Raw genomic sequence first — 16,999 nt, 5'->3', positions numbered from 1 at the left:
AGCCGGTCAGGTCCGGTTCAGGCTCCGGAGGGTCGCGGGTGCCGGTCTTCGGCGGATTTTCGTATCGTTCTATGACATACCTAGTTTGGGGGATGGCGCCTACCGCCGGGCACGGTCACAGTCCAACCGCGCCGACGCCCCACGCCGGCGGCCAACCGAAGGACATTGCATGCTCGCCCCCGCGCCCGAGCGCGAAAAAGACGCCGACGAACACCTGCTGTGCCTCGAAGAGCACGCGTCGACCGCCGACGACCATGCGGCGCATGCGCGCCACGATGCGCGCCGCCGCGAGGCCGAACGCCAGGCCGCGCTGTGCCGCGCCGCCCGCGCCACCGGCGCCTCGACCGGCGAACTCGAACGGCTCGCGCGCTGCCTCGGCGAGATCGACCGCTGCGGCCGCGGCGCCACGCTGGTGGCCGAAGGCCAGGTCGCGGCCGACCGGCTGTCGCAACGGCTGCAGCCGCTGGACCTGGAAGACGGCCACATGGCCTGGCAGATGGCCGGCGCCGCCGAATACATCGAACGCGGCCTGACGCAGGCGCTCGACCCCGCCCACGACCACAAGTGGTATGCGCGCTGGCAGCTCTGGAGCTTCCTGCTCGGCGGAGCCGACGCCGCCCATGCGCTGGCGCTGCAGGGCCTGGCGCTGCGGCCCTGCGGCCCGCGTGACCCGCAGGCCGACCTCACGGCGCGCGCGCGCCGCATCCTCGAGAGCTGGCGCCGCACCTCGGGCCCGTACTTCTGGAGCGCGATGGAGGACTGCGTGCGGCAGCAGGGCTTCTCGCTCGAGACCCAGGCCTACCTGATGCACGCGGTGGCGACGCTGTTCGACGGCGACGCGATGAAGCTCTCGAACGCCGAGTGCGAGCGCCTCAACGAGCTGCTGGTCGAGACCTATTGCGACGCGCTGGGCACCAGCGGCGCCATGCCCTCGGCCGAGATCTACCGCCGCATGGCCGCCGGCCTGCAGGCCGTGGACCGCGAGACCGGCCGGATGCGGGCGCTCGGCCGCAGCGACGCGGCGCAGATCGCGGCCACCGCGATCTACACCCTGCTGCGCGGCGACCGTTCAGCCTGAGGTGCGCCGGCGCAGCGCGCGCACCGCGCTGTCGACCGTGGTCAGCACCGGCAGCCCCGAGGCCCGTTCGCAGGCCGCGCGTGCGCGGGCCATGCTGAACTGCGCGAGCGCGATGTGGCTGCAGCCCTGCGCGCGCAAGGCCTCGGCCTGCCTGGCGATCGACGCATCGTGCCGCTCCCCGTCGCCCGCGTTGAGCGCCTCGAGCGCGCCCTCGGCGAGTGATGGCACCAGCGCGATGCCGGTCGGAAATTCGGGCGGCATCGAGGCCAGCGTGGGCGCGAAGGTGGCGATCAGCCCGAGCCGCGCACCGGGGCCGGCCTCGCGCAACGCCTGCACCGCCTCCTCCACCATCGCCTCGTTGGGCTTGAGCACCGGCAGCGCCGCATGGCGCCGCGCCACCGCCTCGATGCAGGAACCGAAGGCCGAGCAGGTGAAGAGGATGCCCTCGGCGCCGGTGTCGACCGCGTACTGCGCGAGCCGCTGGAAGCGCTCGTGCATGGCCGCGTCGAGCCCGCGCCCGTCGCGCGCGAGATCGGCCGACAGGCTGTCGTCGAGCAGGTTCATGCGCAGCGCCCGCGGCCAGTCGCGCGCGAAGGCGTCGTTGATGGGCTCGACCGAATGCGCGAGCGCGTGGATCAGGGCGATGCGGGTCATGGGGACGTGATGCGGCTCAGATGCCCTTCGACGAGGGATTGGCGAAGGCTTCCTTCGTCTCGGCGTTGAGCGGGTAGTTGATGTTGATGCCCTTGGGCGGAATGGGCGAGGTGAACCACTTGCCGTAGAGCGTCTCCATCTCGCCGGACTTCATCATGCCCGAGACCACGCGGTCGACGATGGCCTTGAAGGCCGGATCGTCCTTGCGGAACATCAGCGACTGGTTCTCGGTGCGCAGGCTCTCGCCGGTGATCAGGAAGTCCTTCGGGTTGCGCGCGTTCGCGAGCTGGCCGGCCAGCAGGATGTCGTCGAGCACGAAAGCCTGCGCGCGGCCGCTCTCCACCAGCAGGAAGGAATCGCTGTGGTCCTTGCCGCCGAGACTCGTGACCTCGAGGTTCTTGCCCTTGTCGGCCTCGCGCAGCAAGCGGAACGAGGTGGTGCCGGTGGTGGTCACCACCGTCTTGCCCTGCAGGTCGGCGATGCTCCTGATGCCCGAATCGGCCTTCACCAGCATGCGCACGTTGTAGCGGAAGATGTCGGGCGAGAAGGCCACCAGCTTCTGGCGCTCGACCAGGTTGGTGGTGGAGCCGCACTCGATGTCGACCGTGCCGTTCTGCACCAGCGGGATGCGGTTGGCCGAGGTCACGGCCTGGTAGCGGATCTCGATCGCCGGCATCCTGAGTTCGCTCTTCACCGCTTCCACGATACGCTTGCAGATCTCGATGCTGTAGCCCACGGGCTTGAGGTTGCCGTCGAGGTACGAGAAGCCGAACGAGGATTCGCGGTAGCCGAAGGTGATGGCGCCGCTGGCCTTGATCTTGGCGAGGGTGTCGCTCTCCTGTGCGCTCGCGCAGAGCGCCGGCAGCACGAGGACGGCAGCGAGCAGGAAGGAAAACGGCAGGCGTGGCTTGGGCATGGAGGTGCTCCTCGAGGCGGTAGGTGGAAGAAAAAAGGAAGGAAGAAGCGCGGACTCAGCCCGCGGCGCGGCGCGTGACCGCGTCGATGGCATCCGCGAGCCGCGCGGCGATCTCGCGCAGCTCGTCGCGCGTGGCGATGAAGGGCGGCGCGAGCAGCACGTGGTCGCCCTGGCGGCCGTCGACCGTGCCGCCGAAGGGATAGCACAGCAGCCCGCGCGCCATCGCTTCCTTCTTGACGGCCGCATGCAGCTTCAACGCGGGATCGAAAGGCGTCTTGCCCGCGTGCTCGGCCACGAGCTCGAGGCCCCAGAAGAAGCCGCGGCCGCGGATGTCGCCCACGTGCGGATGGGCGCCGAGCGCCTCGGCCAGCATCGCGCCGAAGGCCATGCCATCCTCGCGCACCTTCGCGACCAGGCCCTCGCGCCGGATCGTCTGCTGCACCGCGAGCGCGGCCGCGCAGGCCATCGGATGGCCGAGGTAGGTGTGGCCATGCTGGAAGAAGCCGCTGCCCTGCGACATCGCTTCGACCACCCTGCGCTGCGCGAGCACCGCGCCCACCGGCTGGTAGCCGCCGCCCAGGCCCTTGGCGATGGTCATCAGGTCGGGCACCACGCCCTCCTGCTCGCAGGCATGCAAGCTGCCGGTGCGGCCCATGCCGCACATCACCTCGTCGAGGATCAGCAGCACGCCGTACTTGTCGCAGACCGCGCGCACCGCCTGGAAGTAGCCCGGCACCGGCACCAGCACGCCGGCGGTGGCACCGCCCACGGTCTCGGCGACGAAGGCGATCACGCGGTCGGCGCCCTGCGCGAGGATCGCGGCCTCGAGCTCGTTCGCGAGCCGCTGGCCGTATTGCGCGGGGCTCTCGTCGGCGCGCTGCTCGCGGTACGGATAGCAGGGCGACACATGCGTGGCCGGCACCAGGATCGGCGCGAAGGGCTCGCGCCGCCAGGCATTGCCGCCGACCGCGAGCGCGCCCAGCGTGTTGCCGTGGTAGCTCTGGCGCCGCGCGATGAAGTGGGTGCGCTGCGGCTGGCCGATCTCCACGAAGTACTGGCGCGCCATCTTGAGCGCCGCCTCCACCGCTTCGGAGCCGCCGCTCACGAGGTAGGCATGGCTCATGCCTTCGGGCGCCGTGCCGATCAGCTCGTCGGCCAGGCGCTCGGCCACCTCGCTGGTGAAGAAGCTGGTGTGGGCATAGGCCAGCCGGTCGATCTGCGCATGCATCGCGGCCAGCACGTCGGGATGCGCATGGCCCAGCGAGGACACGGCCGCGCCGCCCGAGGCATCGAGGTACTCGCGGCCCTCGGCGTCGCGGATGTAGAGGCCGTGCGAGCCCGTGGCGACGGGCGGGGTCTGGCGGAGATGGCGGTGGAAGACGTGCGTCATGGCGTGAGGACAGGCGGATGGGGGTTGGAACCAACGTTTCGGGCGAATTATTTCTTGGAACATTTGTTCCGTCAACCGTTCCGCTCGTTTCACCCGTTCCAGCCCCGGCCCGGAACAGCGGGCGCGCCTCCGGTACATTCGTTCCAACGCCAGAGACCAAGAGGAACGACGCCATGGGCGCCAGAGACCAGATCCGCCAGCGCTTCGACGACCTGAGCCCCGCGCTGCAGCAGGTGGCGCGCTACGTGCTCGACCATCCGAACGAGGTGGTCACGGGCTCGATGCGCGGCATCGGCACGCGCGCGCAGAGCACGCCCGCCACGCTGGTGCGCTTCGCCCAGACGCTGGGCTTCGACGGCTGGCCGCAGCTCAAGGCCGCCTTCGCCACCGACATGGGCCTGGGCGCCGAGGCCTACGGCGCGCGCGCCCAGCAGCTGGTGGGCCGCGCGCGCGACCGGGGCCTGACCGGCGAGATGTTCGAGGTGCAGCGCCGCAACCTAGAGACCACGCAGCAGCAGAGCGAACAGGCGCTGCAGAAGGTCTGCGCGTTGATGGAGAAGGCGCCCGCGGTGCACGCAGCCGGCTTTCGCGCCTGCTACCCGATCGCCTTCTCCTTCGTCTACGTGTACCGCCTCTTTCGCGGCAGCGTGCACCTGGTCGATGGCCAGGGCGGCACGCTCGAGATGCAGCAGCGCGCCTTCGGGCGCGGCGACGTGGTGCTGATCGCGAGCTTCGCGCCCTACTCGCGCGAGGCGCTGCAGGTGGCCGAGGCCGCCAAGGCCGCGGGCAGCCGCATCGTGGCGCTGACCGACAGCCTCGGCTCGCCGCTCTCGCTGCGGGCCGACGAGACGCTGCTGTTCACCATCCACAGCCCCTCGTTCTTCCCCTCGGTGGCCGCAGGCGTGGCCGTGGCCGAGGCGCTGGTCGAGCTGCTCGCGAGCCGTGCAGGCAAGGCCGTGATCCGGCGCATCGACCAGGCCGAGGCGCAGCTGTTCGAGTCGGGGGCCTACCTGGTTCCGCCGGTGGCGCGCGGCGGCTGATCGCGCGGAACCCCTGGCGAGGCCGGGCAGTCCAACCCCGGTCGCGGTCGCGCGTCCTGCTGTTGCCGCGACAGGAGGTAAAGACCATGAAGCAAGTGAAGCATTGGCAAGACCCGGTCAACGCCGTCCTCGGCGTCTGGCTGATCGTCTCGCCCTGGGTCCTGGGCTTCCAGGGCCACACGCTCGCCATGTGGGGCGCGATCGGTACCGGCCTCGTGCTCGGTGCCGTGGCACTGGGCGCGACCTTCGTGCCGCAGGCCTGGGAGGAGTGGACCGAGGTCGCGCTCGCGGTCTGGCTCGCGGTGTCGCCGTGGGTGCTGGGCTTCGGCGGGCTCGAGGTGGCGCTGGTCAACGCGGTGTTCGTGGCCGCGGCGATCCTGGTGCTGGCACTGTGGGTGCTGGTGACCGACAAGGACTACCTGGGCGGCATGACGGACCGCCCGGCCCATTGAGGCCCTGAAGGTCCTTTCTCGAACGCCGCCGGCCGCCGGATGAATTGCGGCGCGGCGGCGACTCCAGGGACGCGCGCGATGCCGCGTGCGTCCGCGACCTTTCCCCGATCCGCCTTGCCGACGCGATCAGCGCGTGGCCGGCTGCGTGCCCGCGTCCGCGAGCCACTCGGCCTGCCAGCCGCCGCCGAGCGCCTGGATCAACGCGATCGCCGACGACTGGCGATTGACCTGCAGCTGCACCAGCGAGCGCCGCGCATTGAGCGCGGCGACCTGCGCGGTCACGACCTCGGTGTAGCTGACCTGCGCCGCGCGGTAGCGATTGAGCAGTTGCTGCTCGGTCTTGTCGGCCGCGGCCGAGGCTTCGCGCCGCAGGCCTTCCTGCTGGGCCAGCGTGGCACCCGCGCTGAGCTGGTCCTCGACCGCCTGGAAGGCCGTCAGCACGGTCTGGCGATAGCGCGCCACGGCCGCTTCGTGGCCGGCCTTGGCCGAGTCGACGTTGGCGCCGATGGCGCCCGCGTCGAACACCACCTGCGCCACCGACAGCCCGAGCGCCCACAGCGTGTTCGAGGCATTGAACAGGTCCTTGACCTTGCTCGCGTTGCTGCCCACCGAGGCGTTGAGGCCGAAGTTCGGGAAGTAGGCGGCGCGCGCGATGCCGATCTGCGCATTGGCCGCGGCCACCGAGCGCTCGGCCGCCGCGATGTCGGGACGGCGCTGCAGCAGCGTCGAGGGCACGCCGGTCGGCACGCCCGGCACCGTCGGCGTCCACTTCGCGGCCGCCAGGCTGAAGTCGGCCGGCGCCGCGCCCACCAGCACCGCGATCGCATGCTCGTAGGTGGCGCGCGTGCGCTGCAGGCCGACGCGGTCGGCACGCGCGTTCACGAGCTGGGTCTGCGCCTGCAGCACGTCGGTCTGCGCGGCGATGCCGGCCTGGTAGCGGTTGTTGGTGATCTCGTAGGCACGCTGGTAGCCCTCGATGGTCTCGTTGAGCAGCACCATCTCGGCATCGGCCTCGCGCAGCGAGAAGTAGTTGGTGGCCAGCTCGCCCACCGCCGACAGCCGCGCCGCCGCGAGGTCGGCCTCGCTGGCCTGCGCATTGGCCTGCGCGCTGCTGACGGCCGCGCGCAGCCGGCCCCAGACGTCGGGCGACCAGTCGGCCGCGAGCGTGGCCGAGAAGGCGTTCGAGGCATTGCTGTCGCCGCCGATGTTGCCGCTGCGCTTGCCGTTGCCGCTCAGCGAGACCGAGGGGAACAGCGCCGCGCGCTCGCCGCGCACCAGCGCCTGGGCCTGCGCGTAGTTGGCGACCGCGGCCGCGATGTTCTGGTTCGACACCTGCACCCGACCCGCGAGCTCGTCGAGCACCGGGTCGCCGAACAACTTCCACCATTCGCCGCGCTCGAGCGTGTCGGCCGGCGCGGCCGGCAGCCAGCCCTCGGCGGTCTTCTGTTCCTTCCAGCCCGCGGGCGACACGGCGGCCGGCACCTGGTAGGCCGGGCCGACGGCGCAGCCCGCGAGCAGCGCGGCGAGCGTCGCGGCCAGCGCGATGCGCTGCGGAAAGAAGGGAGTCTGGAACAGGGAGGCGGGCATTCTTCGAACGGCGCGTGCGGGCCGTGGTGTCTTTGTCGTTGCGGTCATGGCTGGACCTCCATGGTGCGGCTCAGGTGGCTCTCGTCGGCGCCGCGGCGGCGCAGCTTGTCGAGCAGCAGGTAGACCACCGGCGTGGTGAGCAGGGTCAGCACCTGGCTGGCGATCAGCCCGCCGATGATCGCCACGCCCAGCGGCCGGCGCAGCTCGGCGCCCTCGCCGAAGCCGATCGCCAGCGGCAGCGCGCCGAGCGCGGCCGCCATGGTGGTCATGAGGATCGGGCGGAAGCGCAGCAGGCAGGCCTCGCGCACCGCTTCCAGCGGACTCAGGCCGCGCGAGCGCTCGGCCTCGAGCGCGAAGTCGATGATCAGGATGGCGTTCTTCTTCACGATGCCGATCAGCAGGAACACGCCGATCAGCGCGATGATGGAGAACTCCATGCGGAACATCAGCAGCGCCAGCACCGCGCCCACGCCGGCCGAGGGCAGCGTCGACAGCACGGTGATCGGGTGCACCAGGCTCTCGTAGAGGATGCCCAGCACGATGTAGATGACCACCAGTGCGGCCAGGATCAGCATCGCCTGCTGGCCCTGCGACTGCTGCGCCGCGAGCGCCGTGCCCGCGAAGGCGCCGCGCACGTTGATCGGCATCGCGATGTTGGCCTCGGCCTTGGCGATCGCCTCGCGCGCGTCGCCGAGGTTGGCGCCCTCGGCCAGGTTGAACGAGATCGTGGTCGCGAGCTCGCCGTCCTCGTGGCTCACCGAGGTCGCGACCGAGCGCTCGACGAACTTCGCCACCGAGGACAGCGGCACCAGCGTGGTCGGCGTGTTGCTCAGCACGTTGCCGGTGGAGGCATTGCGCGAGCCCGCGTTGGCCGACACCGGCACCGTGGGCGTGGTGCTCGAGGCGGTCGACGCGGTGCCGGTCTTCGAGCCCGTGGCCGTATTGCTCGTGGCCACCGAGGTCGACTGGTTGGTCGTGCCGTTGGCCGCCACCTGCGTGGTCACGGTCTGGCCCGCCACCACCGAGGTGCGCGTGGCCGGCACGTAGACGTCGCGCAGCGCATTCGGGCTGCGCGTGTAGCGCGGCGCCCACTCCATCACCACGTGGTACTGGTTGAGCTCGGTGTAGATGGTCGCCACCTGGCGCTGGCCGAAGGCGTTGTAGAGCGCGTTGTCCACCGCCTGCGAGGTCAGGCCGAGCCGGCGCGCGCTGTCGGGATCGACCTCGGCCACCGTCTCCACGCCGTTCTGGTCCTGGTCGGTGTCGATGTCCGTGAGGTTCGGCTGCAGCCGCAGCTCGTCGGCCAGCTTGCCGGCCCAGGTGCGCAGGTCGGCCAGGTTGTCGCTCTTGAGCGTGTACTGGTAGGTGGAGTTGCTCGAGCGCCCGCCCGAGCGCACGTCCTGCACCGGGCTCAGGAACACGCGCAGGCCGGTCACCTGGTTGAGCTGCGGACGCAGCCGCGCGATCACCGCGAGGCCGCTCTCGGTGCGCTGGCTCGCGGGCTTGAGGTTGACGAACATGAAGCCGCCGCCCGCGCGCGAGCCGCCGATGAAGCCCGTGACCGTGTCGACCGCGGGGTCGCGCCGGATGATGTCGACCACCTCGCGCAGCTTGGCCGCCAGCGCCTGCGAGGAGATGCTCTGGTCGGCGCGCAGGCCGCCGTTGAGCTGGCCGCTGTCCTGCTGCGGGAAGAACCCCTTGGGCGCCGCGCTGAACAGGTAGACGTTGAGCCCGATCACCGCCAGCAGGATCAGCGCCACCAGCGCCTTGCTGCCGAGCGCCCAGTCGAGGCTGACCTCGTAGCGCTTGAGCACCCACTCGTAGCCGCGTTCCGACCAGCGCGCGAAGCGGCCCGGCGGCTTGGTCTTGTCGGCCTCGCCGCCACGCTTGAGCAGCCAGGCGCACATCATCGGCGTGGTGGTCAGCGAGATGACCAGCGAGATCATCACCGCCGCCGACAGCGTGACCGCGAACTCGCGGAACAGCCGCCCGACCTGGCCGCCCATGAACAGCAGCGGGATGAACACCGCCACCAGCGACACGCTGATCGACAGCACCGTGAAGCCCACTTCCTTGGCGCCGAGCAGCGCGGCCTTCATGCGCGTCATGCCGGCCTCGATGTGGCGGCTGGTGTTCTCGAGCACCACGATCGCGTCGTCGACCACGAAGCCCGTGGCCACCGTGAGCGCCATCAGGCTCAGGTTGTTGAGGCTGAAGCCCAGCAGGTACATCACGCCGAAGGTGCCGAGCAGCGCGACCACCGTGGCCACGGCGGGCACGACGGTGGCGCGCGCGCTGCGCAGGAACAGGCTGACCACCAGCACCACCAGCAGTACCGAGGCCACCAGCGTGAATTCCACTTCGTGCAGCGAGGCGCGGATCGAGCTGGTGCTGTCGGAGGCCACGCGCAGCTCGACGTCGGGCGGCAGCTGCGACTGCAGCTCGGGCAGCAGCGCGCGCACGCCGTCGACCGTCTCGATGATGTTGGCCGAGGGCTGGCGCGTGATCAGCACGATCACCGCCGGTTCGCCGTTGAACAGGCCCAGCGTGCGCGTGTCCTCCACGCCGTCGTAGACCTCGGCCACGTCGGCCAGCCGCACCGCCGCGCCGTTGCGCCAGGCCACCAGCATCGAGGCGTAGTCGCTCGCGCGCAGCGCCGGCGTCTGGGTGTAGACCTGCAGCTTGCGCCCCTCGCCCTGCACCATGCCCTTGGGCCGGTTCGCGTTCGAGGCCTGGATCGCGGCACGCACGTCCTCGGTGCTGATGCCGTAGCGGTTGAGCGCGAACGGCAGCAGCTCGATGCGCACCGCCGGCAGCGATCCGCCGCCGATCTCCACGTCGCCCACCCCGTCGACCTGCGACAGCCGCTGGCTCACGATGTTCGACACGGCGTCGTAGATCTGGCCCGGGGTCTTGGTCTTGGAGGTCAGCGCCAGGATGATGACCGGCGACGAGGCCGGGTTGGCCTTGCGGTAGGTCGGGTTGCTGCGCAGGGTGGCGGGCAGGTCGACACGGCTCGCGTTGATCGCGGCCTGCACCTCGCGCGCGGCGCCGTCGATGTTGCGGCTGAGGTCGAACTGCAAGGTGACGCGGGTGGAGCCGACTGAGCTGGTCGAGGTCATCTCGTTGACGCCGGCGATGGTGCCCAGGTGGCGTTCGAGGGGCGTGGCGACGCTCGTGGCCATGGTCTCGGGGCTGGCGCCCGGGATGGAGGCGCGGACCGAGATGACGGGGTAGTCGACTTGCGGGAGCGGGGAGACCGGGAGGACGAAGAAGGCTGCGATGCCTGCCAGGGCTATGCCGATGGTGAGGAGGACTGTGCCTATGGGGCGGCGGACGAAGGGGCGGGAGAGGTTCATCTCTTGCCTCCTTCTTTGATTCCCAGCTTAGGTGTGTTGGCTTGCTGCCGGTCTGCCTCTTGCAGAGGGCGTAGGCCGGGTCTCGCCCCGGCGGGCGACTCACTTTCTTTGTCTCGCCAAAGAAAGTAAGCAAAGAAAGGCGACCCCACTGTCTGCGACCCGCAGCGAAGCTGCGGGCAACCTGCGGTGCTCGCGTTTCGCGGGGTCTCGCAGAACTCGCTTCGCTCAAACAGCTGCGAGCCCTGATCCGCGAAACGCTGCGCTCCTCGGCGCAGCCAGAGGGGATCAGGGTCAACGCGCCATGGCGCGTCCTTGTGTGGGGTGTAGGGACGGGCAGGCCCTGGACCTTTCACCACGGCCGAGCGAAGCGAAGGCCCGTTGGGTATGCGGGGCCGAGCGCAGCGATGGCCCGACCCACTCCCCTCTGGCTGTGCCGAGGAGCGCAGGGGAAAGCGGGATAAGGGCCGCAGCTGTCTGAGCGGAGCGCAGCGCAGCGAGTTCTGCGGACCCCCGCTTTCCCCGAGCACCGCAGGTTGCCCGTAGCGAAGCGGAGGGACACAGACAGCGGGGTCGCCTTTTCTTTGGTTACTTTCTTTTGGCGAAGCAAAAGAAAGTGACTCGCCCGCCGGGGCGAATTCCCGGCCAACAGCCCCCGCAGGAGAAGCAGCACAAGAACACAAAGCAGCCGAACGAGAGAGGAAACTCAAACCGCCTCCTCCTCAACCACCCCAGACCGACGCGCCCCACCCAACCGATCAAACGCCAAATAGATAACAGGCGTAGTGAACAAAGTCAGCAACTGACTAACGATCAACCCCCCAAAAATAGCCAACCCCAAAGGACGCCGCAGCTCAGCACCATCGCCGAAACTGAACATCAAAGGCACAGCAGCAAACAAGGCAGCCAGCGTAGTCATCAAGATAGGCCGAAACCGCAACAACGCCGCCTGATGAATAGCTTCCCGGGGCGACTTGCCCTCAGTGCGCTCCGCATCGATAGCGAAGTCGATCATCATGATCGCGTTCTTCTTCACGATCCCGATCAGCAGGATGATCCCGATGATCCCGATCACCCCGAGGTCATTGCCCGTCACCATCAACGCCAGCAGCGCCCCCACCCCAGCGGATGGCAAGGTCGACAGAATCGTCAGCGGATGCACGTAGCTCTCGTACAGCACCCCCAGCACGATGTACACGCACACCACCGCCGCCAGGATCAGCCACAGCTGGTTCGACAACGACTTCTCGTAAGCCCCCGAAGCCCCGAGGAAGGTCATCGTGATGCTCTTCGGCAACCCGATCTCCTTCGCCGTCGCACGGATCGTGTCGACCGCCGACCCGAGTGCCACCCCCGGCGCGGTATCGAAGTTCAGCGTGCTCGCCGGGTACTGCGCCACGTGCGTGATCTGCAGCGGCGCCTGCCGCTCGCTGATGTCGGCGATGGCCGAGAGCGGCGTCGCGGTGCCCGAGCCCGCGATCAGGTTGAGCTGCCCCAGCGTCTGCGGCGTGTTCACCATGCCGGGCTGGGCCTCGAGGATCACGCGGTACTGGTTGGTCTCGGTGAAGATCGTCGAGACGATGCGCTGGCCGAAGGCGCTGTAGAGCGCGTCGTCGACCGTGCTCGCGGTGATCGACAGCCGCGCCGCGGTGTCGCGGTTCACGTTGACGAAGGCCGCCAGGCCCTGGGCGCCGGCATCGCTGCTGACGTTGCGCACCTTGTCGCCGTGCTCGGCCTGCAGCTTGGCCACCAGCTGCTGCATCCAGTCGGTGATGGCGGCGCCGTCCACGCCTTCGAGCGAGGCGCGGTACTGCGTGGGGCCGGTCTCGGCGTCGATGGTCAGGTCCTGCGTGGGCTGCAGGTAGAGGGTCACGCCGGCCACGCCGCGCACGCGCTCGCGCAGGCGGTCCATCACGGCCTGCTGGCTGTCGTGGCCGCGGCGCAGGTTGATCAGCATGCTGCCGGTGTGCAGCATGGTGTTGTTGGCGGCATCGACGCCGACGAAGGAGCTGAGGTTCTCGACGTCGGGGTCGGCCAGCACGGCGCGCGCGGCCTGCTGCTGCAGCTGCGACATGCGGTCGAACGAGACGTCCTGCGCGGCCTCGATGCGTGCCTGCAGCTGGCCCGTGTCCTGGGTCGGGAACAGGCCCTTGGGGATCGAGAGGTAGAGCGCCACGGTCAGCAGCAGGGTGAGCAGCGCGACCAGCAGCGTGAGCGCCTGGTGGTCGATGACCCAGTGCAGCGAGCGGTCGTAGCGCGTCATCACGCCGTCGAAGAAACGCTGCGCGCGCGCGGCGATGCCGTGGCTGGCGGGGTCGCGCTTGGGCTCGTGCTTGAGCCAGCGCGCCGACATCATCGGCACCAGCGTGAGCGACACCACGGCCGAGATCAGGATCGTGATCGCCAGCGTGACCGCGAACTCGCGGAACAGCCGGCCGACCACGTCGCCCATGAACAGCAGCGGGATCAGCACCGCGATCAGCGAGACCGTCAGCGAGATGATGGTGAAGCCGATCTGGGTGGCGCCCTTGAACGCGGCCTGCAAGGGCTTCTCGCCCTCCTCGATGTAGCGCGCGATGTTCTCGATCATCACGATCGCGTCGTCCACCACGAAGCCGGTGGCGATGGTCAGCGCCATCAGGCTCAGGTTGTTGAGGCTGTAGCCCAGCAGGTACATCAGGCCGAAGGTGCCGATCAGCGAGATCGGCACCGCGATGCTGGCGATGACGGTGGCGCGCAGGCTGCCGAGGAAGGCGAAGATCACCAGCACCACCAGCACGACGGCGAGCACCAGCTCCATCTGCACGTGTTCGACCGACGAGCGGATGCCGGCCGTGCGGTCGCTGAGCACTTCGACCTTCAGGCCCGCGGGCATGCCGGCCTGCAGCTCGGGCAGTTGCGCCTTGATGGCGTTGACGGTGGCGATCACGTTGGCGCCGGGCTGGCGCTGCACGTTGAGGATGATCGCGGGCGTGAGCGTGCCCTCGGCATCGCCGGCGGCCTTGGTGCCGGCCCAGGCGCCGAGCTGGTTGTTCTCGGCGCTGTTGACCACGCGCGCCACGTCGACCATGCGGATCGGCGCACCGTTCTTGTACGAGACGATCAGGTTCTTGTAGTCGTCGACCGTGAGCAGCTGGTCGTTCGAGTTGATGGTGTAGGCGCGCTTGGGGCCGTCGAAGCTGCCCTTGGCGCCGTTGGAGTTGGCCGCGCTGATCGCGGTGCGCAGCGCGTCGAGGCCGATGCCGTTGGCCGCCAGTGCCTGGGTGTTAGCCTGGATGCGCACCGCGGGCCGCTGGCCGCCGCTGAGCGACACCAGCCCCACGCCCGAGACCTGGCTGATCTTCTGCGCGAGCCGCGTGTTGACGAGGTTCTGCACCTCGGTCAGCGGCAGGGTGTCGGAGGTGATCGCCAGCGTGAGCACCGGCGCGTCGGCCGGGTTGACCTTGGCGTAGACCGGCGGCGCCGGCAGGTCGGCCGGCAGCAGCGAGCCGCCGGCGTTGATCGCGGCCTGCACCTCCTGCTCGGCGACGTCGAGCGTCTGGCCCAGCGTGAACTGCAGCGTGATGATCGACACGCCCGCCGCGCTGGTGGAGCTCATGCGGTCGAGCCCCGACATCTGGCCGAACTGGCGTTCGAGCGGCGCGGTGACGGTGTTGCTCATCACCTCGGGGCTGGCGCCCGGGTAGAGCGTCTGGACCTGGATCGTCGGGTAGTCGACCTGCGGCAGCGCCGACAGCGGCAGGAAGCGGAACGCCACCAGGCCGGCCAGCACGATGGCGACCATCAGCAGCGAGGTCGCCACCGGCCGCAGGATGAACGGGCGTGAAGGGCTCATGGGATCAATTCGTCGTCGAGGGCGCTGCGGGCGGCGCGGCGGTGGATGCCGAGGCGGAAGGCCGGCGCGTCATTGGCCTTGCGGCGCCTGGCGGCGGCCCTCGCCCTGCCCGCCCTGGCCACCCTGGCCACCCTGGCCCTGGCGCTCGGCCATGCGCTGCCAGCGCTCGAGCGCGGCCGGATCGCCACGGTCGAGCTGTTCGAGGAAGCGCTTGCGGCGCTCGAGCTGCTCGGGGTCGTCCTTGGCGGCGTCGAGCATGCGCTGGCGCTGTTCGGCGGTGGGGAGCTTGGGGGCGGCCGCCGTGGGTGCGGCGGCGGGGGCCGCCGGCTGGGCGCCGGTGGCGGGCGCGGCCGCAGGGGCCGGGGCCGTTGCGGGAGCAGCGGGCGCCGTGCCCGGCGCGGGCGCGGCGTTGCCACCGGCCGCGGGCGCGGCGGACGACGCGGCGCCACCGGCCGGTGCCTGCCCGCCTTGAGCGCCGCCCTGCGCGCCCTCGCGCTGGCGCCGCCCGCCACGGTGCTGGCCATTGGCGGCGGCACCGGGCGCGACCGCGGGCCGGTCGGCCTGGGTCTGCACGCGCGCGCCGTCCTTCAGGCGGTCGCCGCCCTCGGTCACGACCACCTCGCCGGCATTCAGGCCGGCGGTCACCGCGATGTTGTCGACGCTCGACTCGCCGCGCGTCACCACGCGCTGCGACACCGTGTTGTCGGCGTTCAGCACATAGACGTAGTCGCCGTTCGGGCCGTTGCGCATCGCCGTCACCGGCACCACCACGGCGCTGGTCACGGTGCGCAGCAACAGGCGCAGGTTGACGAACTGGTTCGGGAACAGCGCGCCGTCGGCGTTGACGAAGCGGGCCTTGGCCTTGACCGTGCCGGTCTGGGTGTCGACCAGGTTGTCGAGCGTCGAGAAGCTGCCGGTGGCGAGCTGCTTGACGCGCGTGCGGTCGAAGGCGGTGGCGGGCAGCTTGGCGCCGGCGGCGAGGCGCTCCTGCACCTCGGGCACGCGGTCCTGCGGCACCGAGAACACCACGTCGATCGGCGCGATCTGGGTGATGACGGCGATGCCGCCGCTGGTGCCGGTCGAGACGTAGTTGCCCACGTCCACCGGCCGCAGGCCGATGCGGCCGCCGACCGGCGCCGCGATGCGGGTCCAGGTCAGGTTCAGCCGCGCGGAGTTCTCGTTGGCGCGGTCGATCGCGACCGTGCCCTCGAGCTGCTTGACCAGCGCGCTCTGGGTGTCGACGTCCTGGCGCGCGATCGAGTCCTGGCCCAGCAGGGTCTGGTAGCGCTGCAGGGTGACGCGCGCCGCGGCGAGCTGCGCCTCGTCGCGCTGGCGCGCACCGGTGGCCTGGGCCAGCGCGTTCTGGTAGGGCTGCGGGTCGATGGTGGCGAGCACGTCGCCCTTCTTGACCATCTGCCCTTCCTGGAACAGCACCTGCGTCAGCACGCCCGAGACCTGCGGCTGCACGGTGACGTTGGCCAGCGGCGTGACGGTGCCGAGCGCCTCGAGCTGGATCGGGATGTCGGCCTGCCGCGCGGTCGCGATGCCGACGGTGCTGGAAGCGGCGCCGCCGCCACCGCCGCCGCGCCGGCCGCCAGGACCGCCCGGCCCACCGGGGCCGCCGGGTCCGGCACCGGGGCCGGCCACCGGCGTCTTCGCGCGTTGCACCAGGTACCAGGCACCGCCGCCCAGGGCCACGAGCAATAACAGCGCGATCAGGCTGCCGACCCAGCGGCGGCGTCGGACCGGGGGATGCGTGGGCGATGCGGCGGCCGGCGGAGGAACAGGGGTGTGGGGGTCCATGGGAAGCGAGTAGAGCCTGAACGGGTTGCGGCCTAGAGTACAGCGCCGAAAGGTGTATGCAGAGTTTGCTGTGCCGTAAAGCGACGGTAAAGCTTTCGACTTCGGGGGCGGCGGGCCGCGGCCCACCGGATTCCGTGCCGCCCGCGCGCCGCGTCCGGCCGCATTTGGCGCCGCCGGCACGCACTTCGCGCCGCGCCCCCGCATTTCATCGCACGGCCGTGGCGGCCCTGCGAGCGCGCCGGCAAAGTCCGCTCCAACGCCCTCGGGCATCCATCGTTTCTCCCGGATTTTCCGGCCGCCTTTCCACCCTCGACCGATCAAGGAGCCACCCCATGCTGATCCAGATCCTTCTTCACACGCCCAAGTGGGTGTTCGCCGTCTTCGTGCTGCTGGTCTGGCTCGGCAGCAAGCAGCTGCTGTCGGGCAGCGTGAGCCTGACGCGCATCACGCTGATGCCGATCGCGATGGGCGCGCTGTCGCTGATGGGCGTGGCCTCGGCCTTCGGCGATTCGCTCGGCGCCCTGCTCGGCTGGGCCGCCGCCGCGGCCGTGATGATCGCGCTGGTGCTGCGGCGCCCGCTGCCCGCGAGCACCCGCTACGACGCCGTCACGCGCCGCTTCCACCTGGCCGGCAGCGCGGTGCCGCTGGCGCTGATGATGGGCATCTTCTTCACCAAGTACGTGGTCGGCGTGGCGCTGGTCATGCACCCCGAGCTGCGCCACGACAGCGTGTTCGCGGTCGCGATCCCCGTGCTCTACGGCGCCTTCAGCGGCGTCTTCGCGGCCCGCGCCCTGCGCCTGTGGAAGCTGGCGATCGCCACCGACGCCATGGCCAGCGGAGCCGGCGCCGCCTAAGATCGGCGCCGCCCTTTTCGCCCGCCCATTCCCC

11 protein-coding genes are annotated in these 16,999 nt (G+C 70.3%); 4 read left to right on the top strand and 7 right to left on the bottom strand.

All coding sequences use genetic code 11. The annotated features are described in order from the left end of the window. Positions 1-169 precede the first annotated feature (169 nt). The gene (locus AC07RM_RS21280) at positions 170-1,078 is read left to right on the top strand and encodes a hypothetical protein (protein ID WP_093339825.1); all 909 of its coding nucleotides are present in this window, start codon (positions 170-172) and stop codon (positions 1,076-1,078) included. On the opposite strand, the gene AC07RM_RS21275 is transcribed toward AC07RM_RS21280, so the two are convergent. Genes AC07RM_RS21275 through AC07RM_RS21265 form a run of 3 tightly spaced genes read right to left on the bottom strand, consistent with a single transcriptional unit; the run spans position 1,070 to position 4,038 of the window. Next, positions 1,070-1,732, bottom strand: coding sequence for an aspartate/glutamate racemase family protein (locus AC07RM_RS21275; protein WP_495335782.1), 663 nt, complete (start codon positions 1,730-1,732; stop codon positions 1,070-1,072). The two genes, AC07RM_RS21280 and AC07RM_RS21275, sit on opposite strands and share 9 nt — an antisense overlap. A 16-nt stretch (positions 1,733-1,748) precedes the next feature. Next, positions 1,749-2,648, bottom strand: a complete 900-nt coding sequence (locus AC07RM_RS21270) for an amino acid ABC transporter substrate-binding protein (RefSeq protein WP_495335781.1) — start codon at positions 2,646-2,648, stop codon at positions 1,749-1,751. A 55-nt stretch (positions 2,649-2,703) separates the two neighbouring features. After that, on the bottom strand, positions 2,704-4,038 hold the full coding sequence (locus AC07RM_RS21265; RefSeq protein ID WP_495335780.1) for an aspartate aminotransferase family protein: 1,335 nt from the start codon (positions 4,036-4,038) through the stop codon (positions 2,704-2,706). A 173-nt stretch (positions 4,039-4,211) separates the two neighbouring features. Here AC07RM_RS21265 and AC07RM_RS21260 point away from each other — a divergent pair, with 173 nt between their 5' ends. Both AC07RM_RS21260 and AC07RM_RS21255 read left to right on the top strand, forming a co-directional pair. After that, complete coding sequence (locus tag AC07RM_RS21260; RefSeq protein WP_093339835.1) at positions 4,212-5,078, top strand: MurR/RpiR family transcriptional regulator; 867 nt, start codon at positions 4,212-4,214, stop codon at positions 5,076-5,078. Between the two features lie 86 nt (positions 5,079-5,164). Next, positions 5,165-5,530: an SPW repeat protein gene (locus AC07RM_RS21255; RefSeq protein ID WP_495335779.1), complete on the top strand. Its 366-nt coding sequence runs from the start codon at positions 5,165-5,167 to the stop codon at positions 5,528-5,530. Between the two features lie 126 nt (positions 5,531-5,656). On the opposite strand, the gene AC07RM_RS21250 is transcribed toward AC07RM_RS21255, so the two are convergent. From AC07RM_RS21250 to AC07RM_RS21235, 4 genes are all read right to left on the bottom strand, one after another. Next, positions 5,657-7,117: an efflux transporter outer membrane subunit gene (locus AC07RM_RS21250; protein ID WP_495335963.1), complete on the bottom strand. Its 1,461-nt coding sequence runs from the start codon at positions 7,115-7,117 to the stop codon at positions 5,657-5,659. A 44-nt stretch (positions 7,118-7,161) separates the two neighbouring features. Further along, the gene (locus tag AC07RM_RS21245; protein WP_495335778.1) at positions 7,162-10,476 is read right to left on the bottom strand and encodes an efflux RND transporter permease subunit; all 3,315 of its coding nucleotides are present in this window, start codon (positions 10,474-10,476) and stop codon (positions 7,162-7,164) included. A gap of 703 nt (positions 10,477-11,179) precedes the next feature. Further along, positions 11,180-14,308 carry an efflux RND transporter permease subunit gene (locus tag AC07RM_RS21240; RefSeq protein ID WP_093339845.1) on the bottom strand — a complete coding sequence of 1,043 codons (3,129 nt, stop codon included), beginning with the start codon at positions 14,306-14,308 and terminating at the stop codon, positions 11,180-11,182. 69 nt (positions 14,309-14,377) lie between these two features. Continuing rightward, positions 14,378-16,111, bottom strand: a complete 1,734-nt coding sequence (locus AC07RM_RS21235) for an efflux RND transporter periplasmic adaptor subunit (protein WP_495335777.1) — start codon at positions 16,109-16,111, stop codon at positions 14,378-14,380. A 332-nt stretch (positions 16,112-16,443) separates the two neighbouring features. Here AC07RM_RS21235 and AC07RM_RS21230 point away from each other — a divergent pair, with 332 nt between their 5' ends. After that, a complete protein-coding gene (locus AC07RM_RS21230; protein WP_495335776.1) occupies positions 16,444-16,965 on the top strand; it encodes a DUF6622 family protein in 522 nt (173 codons plus the stop codon). Positions 16,966-16,999: the final 34 nt, after the last annotated feature.

Source organism: Variovorax sp. GW821-FHT09B05 (assembly GCF_059418265.1).
The sequence above is the reverse complement of the archived record's forward strand: the minus strand, read 5'-3'. Positions and strand labels throughout refer to the sequence as shown.